The sequence below is a fragment of the Paenibacillus sp. 2TAB23 genome (assembly GCF_052115165.1).
Taxonomy (GTDB): domain Bacteria; phylum Bacillota; class Bacilli; order Paenibacillales; family Paenibacillaceae; genus Pristimantibacillus.
On the sequence record NZ_JBFRGD010000007.1, the window covers coordinates 280918 to 290873 of the forward strand.

The following is a 9956-nucleotide window of genomic DNA, read 5'->3' on the forward strand; positions in this document are numbered from 1 at the left end:
CAGGAATCCCTTATTAGGATTCGCTGCTTTTTTTCTGTTCATCCTTCTTATTTCTGTTATTGGTGAACAAGCCGGCTAAGATCGTAGCGATGACGACGAGTAGGATGAAAGCCCATAAATAAAAAGTATTCTCAAAAAAAGCTTTAAAAGATTTTTCGTGTGTAATCATCTTGGCGGCGGTGTAAGCGAGTACCGCGGAGCCGAGATATACGATCCATTCATAGCGGTTGATTAGCTTAATAAAGATCGTGCTGCCCCAAACTACAACCGGCACACTGATAATGAGCCCCAGCACGACGAGCAAGGTATCCCCATGTGCGGCACCGGCAACCGCGATGACATTATCGATGCCCATAGCTGCGTCGGCAATAATGATCGTACGAATCGATTGCCAAAGCGTATTGCCGGATTTGATCCCGTCATGGGCATCCTCTTGCACGAGCAGCTTATAAGCAATCCACACAAGAAGCAGTCCGCCAACCAGATTAAGCCAAGGCAGATTCAGCAGCTGAACGACTAGCAAAGTAGCAATTACCCGAATGCCAACCGCTCCCGCAGTCCCCCATATCACAGCTTTCTTCTGCTGCTCCTTGGGCAGATTGCGCGCTGCCAGCCCGATCACGATGGCATTGTCACCAGCCAAGATCAGATCGATGATTACGATAGTCAACAGTGCAGAGAAAAACTCGACTGAAAATAGATCCATAAATCATGGCCCACCTTCCATTAACAATTACAACTTGAATTGTACAATGATACGACCGGCATTGGCGTTAGATTCCTTTTTTTTTCGGACATATAAAGCCAAGCTTGTACATACATCTGAATGAGAGGGGGTATGCGGTTTGGACAGCCTTATCATATTTATTGAAATCGTGCTTATCAATGTATTGCTTAGCGGAGACAACGCCATTGTTATTGCGATGGCCAGCGGCCAGCTGCCGCCGGAGCAGCGGAAAAAAGCCGTCTGGTGGGGAGCTGCCGCAGCTGTTGGACTTAGGTGCGTGCTTACCTTGGTGGCGATCAAGCTGCTTCAGGTGCCTTTCTTGCAAGCGATTGGCGCATTGCTGTTGTTCTATATTGCGGTGAAGCTGCTTGCTGAAGCAGGCGGGCAACAGGATAACCATACAGTCAAAAAGGCGAAGACAATCGGGGCTGCAATCTGGACCATCGTAGTAGCGGACTTCGTGATGAGCCTTGATAATGTGTTGGCGATTGCGGCTGTCGCTGAAGGAGACCCGATCCTGATTATGCTTGGCATCGCGCTTAGCATTCCGATGATTATATGGGGGAGCCAGATGCTCGGCAAGCTGTTGCAGAAATTTCCTGCCCTGTCTTACATCGGCGCGGCGCTGCTCGCGTATGCCGCCGGGGAAATGCTGATGCATGATCCGGGCTTGAACAAGCTGTTGTTCCACGGGTCGAAAACGCTTGCCGAAGCGATACCTTTGCTTTGTGTACCGCTCGTCATCGCGCTTGCCATAGTCAAAAAAAAGCCGGTATTTTGACGTTTATTGACCGTTCCGCTCACGAAAAATAGGGCGGTTCGGTTTTTTTTTGTGCAGACCCCCGCTACGTACTGGTATTTTCGGAACAATTCCTATAAACTAATATAGATAAAAACTGTCGTCTTTCGTCAACATATGCGAATGGCGTTGTAAGGAGCGGAAGCGCGAATGCCTAATAACAAATATTCCGCTGGAATTATTTTGCTGTTAGCCGGGCTCGTTATTTTGTTGGGCAAGTTAGGTGTATTCAGCTTTTTGGGCGCCGTTTTTTGGCCGCTGCTCGTTTTAATCCCCGGAGTGCTTCTGCATGTGTTATACTTCGGCAGATTAGTTCCTGCAGTTGTGCTTGTGCCAGGCGGAATGCTCGTCGTATATGCCCTGCTGTTTGTCGTTTGCAACCTTTTTGGATGGGATAGCTTGAAATATTTGTGGCCGTTGTTTATTTTTGGTGTAGCAGCAGGCCTTTACGAATATTATTTGTTCGGTTCATCCAGACCACATGTTGTGCTTTCAGCATCCATTGCGCTTGCTGCCGCGTCGGCTGTGTTTGTCGTTCTTGTGCTCCTATGGAGCTGGGGGATTTATGCGATTGCCGTTGCGCTGATTGCAGCAGGAGTTTGGATGATGCTAAGCAAACGCAAGCGTTGGTAAAAAGTTTTAAATAAAAAACAATTGGAGTGGATTACTAGTTATGCAAGCAAGAGAGAACCTACGGAATATCGCCATTATTGCCCACGTTGACCACGGTAAAACAACATTGGTTGACAAACTGCTACAACAATCAGGAACGTTTCGCGACCATGAAGCAGTTCAGGAACGCGCGATGGATTCAAACGATCTTGAGCGTGAACGCGGTATTACGATTTTGGCTAAGAACACAGCGATCAACTATAAAGACTATTTGATCAACATCGTGGATACGCCTGGACATGCTGACTTCGGCGGCGAGGTTGAGCGTATCATGAAAATGGTTGACGGCGTGCTATTGGTTGTTGATGCATTCGAGGGTTGTATGCCGCAAACCAAGTTCGTATTGCGCAAAGCGCTTGAATCGAACCAAACGCCAATCGTTGTCGTAAACAAAATTGACCGTCCTAACGCTAGACCTCAAGAGGTAGTAGACGAGGTTCTTGACCTCTTCATCGAGCTTGGCGCTAACGACGAGCAGTTGGAATTCCCGGTCGTATATGCTTCTGCGCTAATGGGTACATCAAGCATGGATCCAGAGAAGCAAGACGAGAACATGGAAGCACTATACGAGACGATCGTAAGCAACATTCCTTCTCCAACTGAAGATGTAACGCAGCCGTTGCAATTCCTCGTTACTTTGCTTGATTACAACGAGTACCTCGGCCGTATTGCTGTTGGACGCGTAAACCGCGGAATCATTAAGCAAGGCCAAACGGTAGCAGTAATGACTCGCGAAGGCGGCAATAAGCAAGCCCGTATCGAGAAGCTGTTCGGTTTTGTTGGATTGAAGCGCGTCGAGATTGAAGAAGCTGGAGCAGGCGACATCATCGCAATCGCAGGTATCCGTGAGATCAATATCGGTGAAACGATTGCTGATCCTCAGAAGCCTGAGGCATTGCCGGTTCTCAAAATCGACGAGCCTACTCTTCAAATGACATTCCTAGTCAACAACAGCCCTTTTGCAGGCCGTGAAGGAAAATGGGTTACTTCCCGTAAACTTCGCGAGCGTCTCTACAAAGAGCTTGAGACGGACGTTGCGCTTCGCGTAGAAGAAACAGATAGCCCTGATGCATTCGTCGTATCTGGCCGCGGTGAGCTTCACCTTGGCATCCTGATCGAGAACATGCGTCGTGAAGGCTTCGAGCTTCAAGTTTCCAAGCCTGAAGTAATCATCAAAGAAATTGACGGCTCGAAGAAAGAGCCTTACGAGCGTCTACTAATCGACACGCCTGAAGAAAGCATGGGCGCTGTAATGGAAAGTCTTGGAACGCGCAAGGCAGAGATGCTCAATATGATTAACCATGGCAATGGCCAAGTTCGGCTTGAGTTCAAAATCCCAGCTCGCGGCTTGATCGGCTACCGTACACAGTTCCTAACGCTGACACGCGGTTACGGCATCATGAACAATGCGTTCGACAGCTACGGACCTCTTGCAGGTTCAGGGGTTGGCGGACGTCACCAAGGCGTTCTGGTTGCAAGTGAGAATGGTACTTCCACATTCTATGGCATGATGGGTGTTGAGGATCGCGGTATTCAATTCTTGGAGCCGGGTACTGAAATTTACGAAGGTATGATCGTAGGCGAGCATACGCGCGAGAATGACATCATCGTTAACATCTGTAAAGTAAAACAACTGAACAACATCCGTTCGGCTGGTAAGGACGATACCGTAACGCTGAAGAGCCCTCGGTTATTCTCCCTTGAGCAAGCGCTTGAGTACTTGAATGATGATGAGTATTGCGAAATTACGCCGAAGTCGATTCGTCTTCGCAAAAAAATCTTGAATAAGAGCGAGCGCGAGCGTGCGGACAAAAACCGCAAAAATGCTCAAGCAAGCGTCTAAGAGCAAACCATTAAACAAACGTAAGGTTTTGCACCTATGCAAAGCCTTACGTTTTCTTTAAGAATATAAGTGGGATTATAAGTGATGAAGCTTATAATCCCACTTATATTTCACCCAATTCCTTGTTGCGCGCAACTAAATGGCGGCGAAAGCCGTTAACAATCACTGAAGGGGGTTTGCGGCATGCAGGCATGGCTAAGCGACCATAAGCTCATCTCGTATCTGATCATTCTGGGCTTTACGATATACATATTCAACAAAGTGTTTCGCGCTCAGCAGAAATTGCCGTTATTCAAAGAAATATTGGTGTACGCGCTGATTGCATTCGGCTCCTTCGTCCTGATGATTCTCCAGGTGGATAAGCTTCCCATTATTCAATGCATGGGCGTGGCGGTTCTTATGATGCTGATGCTGAGAGGGCGGCAGCTCTATGATAAGTGGAAGGACAATAAAGCTGCACGCCGTTCGCCTCAGGAAGCGGAATCCGGCAAATGAAGCTCGAGGACGCTTTGTTCAACTGGCTTCAAATCAAACTCGTCGCCATTGCCAGGCCCGATGATCAAGCCGCGCTGGATACGCTGACGTTTTTCGAGCAGATTTTGACCGAGGATCATGGTTTGTCGAATTACGCGATTACGAAGACCGATGATACGATGATTCATGTCAAATACGAGAAGGATGGAAGGACGAAACTTCAATTCTATCCGCTTGAGCGGGGCGAGCAGCTGCTTTCGGACATTGAATCCAATCCTAAATATAACTGAACTTGAAGGTGGAGCATATGAGTAAAGGAACAACGACATTACCTCCAAGAACGGGTTCGCGCCAACCGGCAAAACCAAAAAAGCAAAAGCCGCGCAAAAAGCGCTCCGTGCTTAAAGTATTTTTTGTGCTTCTGTTCGCGATACTCCTTATCGTGGCTGCTGGACTTGCTTATTTAGTATTTAAAGCAGATGAAGCGGTTGACCAAATATCGTCACCTGTCGATAACGAGGTCGTCATACCTGCCGGTGAAACGGTAGATAAGAAGTCTGTCGCCATGCTGCTGATGGGCATAGACGCAAGATCTCACGGCGGAGGGCTGAACACGGATGTCATGATGGTTGCCGTATTCAACCCGAATTCGAAATCGGCGACAATTGTAACGATCCCCCGTGATTCCAACATCGATGTTGATGGTTACAGGGCGCGCAAAGCAAACAGCTTTTATGCAGATTTTTATATGAATGCACTAAACGATAAAAAGCTGAAAAAAGAAGCTGCGTATGCGGATGCCAAGCAAGAGGTTCGTAACGTGATGAGCAAGCTGTTCGGCATTGATATTAAATATTCTGCCGTTATTAACTTTCAAGGCTTTGCCGATGTGGTCGATGCGATGGGCGGCGTTGAAGTGGACGTTGACATGCGCATGAAATACAAGGACAGTGCTGATGGCACGAATATTGACTTGGAAAAAGGACTGCAGGTGTTATCCGGCGAGAAAGCGCTCGATTTCGTACGTTACCGGAAATCAAATAACGGTAAAAACATGTCAAGCGACTTTGAACGTAACGAACGCCAAAGTAAAGTCATCGGAGCGCTTACCGATAAACTGAAATCTTTTGGTGGCGTAACCAAAATCCCATCTTTGATTGAAGCAGTCGGCAATAACTTAACGATGGATATGCCTTCCAAGGAAATTAAAAACATGATGTCAACTTATATAGGCATTAGCCGGGCTGATATTACATTTATTCCGCTTGAAGGCACTTGGAGAAGCCCTTATGTTTATTTGGATGATGCAAAGCTTGATGAAGCACGGGCTGCGCTTCAAGCAAAATTGGCTGAATAACCGTAGACGTCCGATAATATGTTAGATATAATACAAGTACAGAGGCCGCAATAGAATCTGTCCAGAAGGAGGTCATGCGAATGACCCATACCGTATCTGAAAGATCCAAGCCAACGATTGCAGTTTTGTCTGAACAAGCTATCGTTCTTCTGCTCAGCATGGATGCGGATTCTGACGATTGGACCTCGAGCATTCCAAGAGCAGAGGACGCAATGATTGACGCCGCGTGCTTGTCCACTACTCTTGCGTGCGATAAACCGAATAAGAACCTCGCTGTGGACAACTTGATTGTACAAGTTTCTGCGGCTATGAAAAAAGCCTAGTGGTATGTTCACTAGGCTTTTTGTGTCTTTAGGGTTGTATTTACAATTTCTTATTCATTTTTGGGGCTGCTTGCTTTTCTGGCTCCTGCTGCATAATGTCACGAGGCAGCTGCGGAATCAATCTTCCCATTATATCGGCCATCTCTTCAGCGAAGCCGGCAATGGGTCTTCCGCGCTTGAAGTCGGCACCGATCTCATTGATTCGCTGGGAAAGATCCATATCTGCCGTAACGAGTGCATCTATGCCGTAAGGGTCTTTGCGAAAGGCTTCGGCAACCGAGTATTTAATGGTCCCAACTCTTGATCGCTCCATCTTGGCATCGACATCGATGCCGACAATCGCTGTATTCCCGAACACGACACAGTGCGCGTTCGTTACTCCGTCAATTCCTTTGGCCAACTGTTCCAGATGTGCCGCAACCTGCTCTGAGTTTTTGATTTCTTTTTTTCTCGGTTCGGTTTGCTGAGCCTGGACATGGCCATTATTTCGTGGAGAGGGTGATGTCTCATTCCGTGCGACAGTGCTGCAACCTGTCGCTACAATCGCAACAATGATCGCTGAAGTAAGCCATTTGAACATGTTTGCCACCTCTTTTTCTCGTTGAAAACGAAAGTTACTTGTCCGCCATAGTGTACCCGCAGCAGCGATTTGCTATGTATGGCCTCTAATGATATCCAACGCCGGGAGGGTTCTCATGAAAAAAATATTCGTGCTCGATACAAATGTGCTGCTTCATGATCCGCAAGCGATTTTTGCTTTCGATGATAATGAAGTCATAATTCCCGCGGTCGTGTTGGAGGAAATTGACTCAAAGAAGAGGTTGGCTGATGAGCTTGGCCGCAATGCGCGCCAAATTTCTCGTTTGCTGGATAAGATGAGAGAGAAAGGACATCTGCACGAGGGGATAGAGCTTCCTAGCGGCGGCGTGCTTAAGGTAGAGCTGAACCATCGGAGCTTTATCCGTGTCCAAGAGATGTTTGGTGAAATGTCCAATGATAATCGGATCTTGGCGGTAGCGCTAAATTATCATATAGAGCAGGAAAATGAAGAGGAGAAGCAAAGCATCGTCCTCGTCAGCAAGGATGTGCTGGTTCGCATTAAAGCGGATGTTCTAGGGCTGCAAGCGCAAGATTATTTGTCGGACAGAGTGGTCGTGTCATCCGAGTTTTACGCGGGTTATATGACCTTGTACGTGCATCCCGCAGTCATCGATGAGTTTTATACGTATCGGTTCCTGACCGTTAACAACATGCATTTGAACATTCGTCTCAATCCCAATGAATTCGTTATATTGCGTGATGAAATGGGTACGTCCAAGTCGGCGCTGCTCAAGGTAAGCCTGGATGGCGCAAGGCTTGAACCGTTATATCTAAGCAATGATCCAGTGTGGGGGATTACGGCCCGCAATGCGCAGCAGCGGATGGCGCTGGAGCTGCTTCTGAATGACGATATCCCGCTCGTAACGCTCTCCGGCAAGGCGGGCACAGGTAAAACGCTGCTAGCGCTTGCGGCGGGCCTCTTGAAGACGGAAGATGAGCATAAATACAAAAAACTGCTGATCGCGCGTCCGGTCGTTCCGATGGGCAAAGATATCGGGTACCTGCCAGGGGAGAAGGAAGAGAAATTACGTCCTTGGATGCAGCCTATTTATGATAATCTGGAGTATTTGTTCGATACAAAGAAGTCAGGTGATATCGATAAAATATTGATGGGCATGGGCAGTATTCAGGTTGAAGCGCTGACCTATATCCGAGGCCGATCTATTCCGGGCCAATTCATTATAATTGACGAGGCGCAGAATTTAACGAAGCATGAGGTGAAAACAATCGTGTCTCGAGTCGGCGAAGGGAGCAAGATCGTCTTAATGGGTGATCCGGAGCAAATTGACCATCCTTATCTGGATTCCATTAGCAACGGCTTGACTCACATTGTAGAACGCTTCAAGAATGAAGGCACCAGCGGCCACATGACGCTGGAGAAGGGTGAGCGCTCGAAGTTAGCGCAGCTTGCCGCAGACCTCCTATAATTCATGAGCCTCCTCGCTAAGAGGGGGCTTTTTTGCATAAATAAAGCAGAGAGCGATGAGGTTCATTTGGACAAACCTTCATTTTATTGTTATCCTGTTTTTAGTAGATTTAAGGAAGAAAGGAAGAAAGCTGTGACTCCCAGAAAATATGTGCCTTTTTTACTTGGCGCTCTACTGCTGGCCGCATTGCTGTTAATCCCCTTCTCACGAAATGCTAACCCTGCGAGCGTCGGCAAACCCGATGGCAAATCGAACGTTCAGCCCGTACCTGGTGAATTGGTGGTCGATCAGCTTTCAAACATACATGTAAACGTTTCCTTAACAAATGCCGAGTTCGAGCAGCTAGAAAGACAGAATAGCAATTTCATGATGAAGTATCCGCATATACAGGTTAAGCTCGCTAACGAGAGCTCCAAGGACAATGCCTATCGCATGTGGTCGCTTCAAAGCCAGCAAGGAGAGGCTGCAGATATTATGCTGCTCAGCAACGGCTGGGTTAGGCCGTATGCCGTCCGAGGCTTTCTCAAGCCTGCTGACAGCATCATGACGGGTGATGCGCTATCCGATCAGATGGCAGGCTTACTCGAGCCGCTTAAATGGAACGGCTATTTATGGGCTGTTCCGAAGGATGTGAATCCTTATTTGATTGTGTGGAACAAGGCGCTGCTCGAAGAAGCAGGGCATGAAGCACCACCTACCGATTGGCCAGCTTATCAAGCAGTAGCGCTTAAGGTGATCGAGCTGCATGCCGAAGCAAGCATCGTCAATTGGAGCCCGGGCGATTTGTATCAACAGTTGGCATGGCTATCTGCTTTTCAAAACGGGCAAAACAACAGCCTCCAAGTGCTGCCTTTAAATGAGAGTCAGATGTCCCAGCTAAGCTGGTACCAGGAGCTCCAGTCAAGGGTGAGTGGCCTTGACGGCGGTGATACATCATCATTGGAGGATGCATTTGATCAGAATCAACTGCTCGCAGCGATTCTTACTTGGAATGACTACGAGAAATTAGAGGAGACCATCCGCAACAAACTGAGGGTTAACCGCGAGCAGATTCAAGATCCGTGGTTGAATGGGCGCAGCTTTGCCATATCTGCGAGCAGCCGGCATGAAGACGAAGCAATCCTTTGGATTCAGGAAATGACGGATGTGAATAACCAGCAGCTCAGCTATGACCAGTCTGGGCAATTGCCTGCGAGAGCATCCCTATATGCGTTCAACAGCTCCCTGCAAAGCGAGCAAGTGCACATCCCGCCGAGCTGGTGGACCTCGGTGCTTGAAGCCAAAAAATCAAATAAGCCGCTGCCGCTGCCAGATCCGTCTTGGCCTGACAAATGGCAGCAGCGTGAGCAGCTGTGGACAACATATTCTAAAGATGGATTGGATTTACTGGCCTATCTAGATGCTATGCAGCAGCTTGCCCAATAAAAAGAGCCGTTCTCCATTGAAACGGAACTGACCCCAAACCGTGAGACAAAATAAAACACCTTTAAGTTGAAGATGCGACTATTGTAAAATAATCGTACAACTTGGAGGTGTTTTTGCTTGGGAACAAGAGTGAGTTACCCCGTAGAGGTAAAAATGAAGACTATTGAAATGAGGTTAGCAGGCGTACCTGTAAAGGACGTGATGGAACAGTTGCTCATTCGTAATACGACGCAGTTAAAGACGTGGATGAAATGGTATCGTAATGGTGAAGTACATCGTTTGGAACAACCTGTAGGAAAACAGTACAGT

At 47.7% G+C, this 9956-nt stretch carries 11 protein-coding genes and 1 pseudogene; 10 read left to right on the forward strand and 2 right to left on the reverse strand.

All coding sequences use genetic code 11. The features are described 5' to 3' along the window. Positions 1–13 precede the first annotated feature (13 nt). Positions 14–706 (reverse strand): TerC family protein, encoded by a 693-nt coding sequence (locus AB4Z29_RS13265; RefSeq protein WP_441943519.1) that lies wholly within the window; start codon positions 704–706, stop codon positions 14–16. A 139-nt stretch (positions 707–845) separates the two neighbouring features. On the opposite strand from AB4Z29_RS13265, the gene AB4Z29_RS13270 reads away from it, so the two are divergent. From AB4Z29_RS13270 to AB4Z29_RS13300, 7 genes are all read left to right on the forward strand, one after another. Beyond that, positions 846–1508, forward strand: coding sequence for a TerC family protein (locus AB4Z29_RS13270; RefSeq protein WP_441943520.1), 663 nt, complete (start codon positions 846–848; stop codon positions 1506–1508). 168 nt (positions 1509–1676) lie between these two features. After that, positions 1677–2159, forward strand: coding sequence for a hypothetical protein (locus tag AB4Z29_RS13275; RefSeq protein WP_441943521.1), 483 nt, complete (start codon positions 1677–1679; stop codon positions 2157–2159). A 40-nt stretch (positions 2160–2199) separates the two neighbouring features. Further along, positions 2200–4041: a translational GTPase TypA gene (typA, locus tag AB4Z29_RS13280; RefSeq protein ID WP_183563708.1), complete on the forward strand. Its 1842-nt coding sequence runs from the start codon at positions 2200–2202 to the stop codon at positions 4039–4041. Between the two features lie 183 nt (positions 4042–4224). Then, entirely contained in the window at positions 4225–4536 is a 312-nt protein-coding gene (locus AB4Z29_RS13285; protein ID WP_183563705.1) for a YlaH-like family protein, read from the forward strand. Continuing rightward, positions 4533–4805: a hypothetical protein gene (locus AB4Z29_RS13290; RefSeq protein WP_183563702.1), complete on the forward strand. Its 273-nt coding sequence runs from the start codon at positions 4533–4535 to the stop codon at positions 4803–4805. Before AB4Z29_RS13285 ends, AB4Z29_RS13290 begins: the two co-directional genes overlap by 4 nt. Before the next feature lie 17 nt (positions 4806–4822). Beyond that, the gene (locus AB4Z29_RS13295) at positions 4823–5872 is read left to right on the forward strand and encodes an LCP family protein (RefSeq protein WP_441943522.1); all 1050 of its coding nucleotides are present in this window, start codon (positions 4823–4825) and stop codon (positions 5870–5872) included. An 80-nt stretch (positions 5873–5952) separates the two neighbouring features. Then, positions 5953–6195, forward strand: coding sequence for a hypothetical protein (locus AB4Z29_RS13300; protein ID WP_441943523.1), 243 nt, complete (start codon positions 5953–5955; stop codon positions 6193–6195). A gap of 40 nt (positions 6196–6235) precedes the next feature. Here the strand turns inward: AB4Z29_RS13300 and AB4Z29_RS13305 are convergent, their stop codons facing one another. Next, positions 6236–6775, reverse strand: coding sequence for a YhcN/YlaJ family sporulation lipoprotein (locus tag AB4Z29_RS13305; RefSeq protein ID WP_441943524.1), 540 nt, complete (start codon positions 6773–6775; stop codon positions 6236–6238). A gap of 115 nt (positions 6776–6890) precedes the next feature. Between AB4Z29_RS13305 and AB4Z29_RS13310 the strand changes: the two genes are divergently transcribed. From AB4Z29_RS13310 to AB4Z29_RS13320, 3 genes and pseudogenes are all read left to right on the forward strand, one after another. Beyond that, on the forward strand, positions 6891–8222 hold the full coding sequence (locus AB4Z29_RS13310) for a PhoH family protein (RefSeq protein ID WP_441943525.1): 1332 nt from the start codon (positions 6891–6893) through the stop codon (positions 8220–8222). Between the two features lie 132 nt (positions 8223–8354). Beyond that, a complete protein-coding gene (locus tag AB4Z29_RS13315) occupies positions 8355–9647 on the forward strand; it encodes an extracellular solute-binding protein (RefSeq protein WP_441943526.1) in 1293 nt (430 codons plus the stop codon). Positions 9648–9815: 168 nt separating this feature from the next. Next, positions 9816–9956 (forward strand): annotated as a pseudogene (locus AB4Z29_RS13320) (IS3 family transposase); the annotation flags it as partial.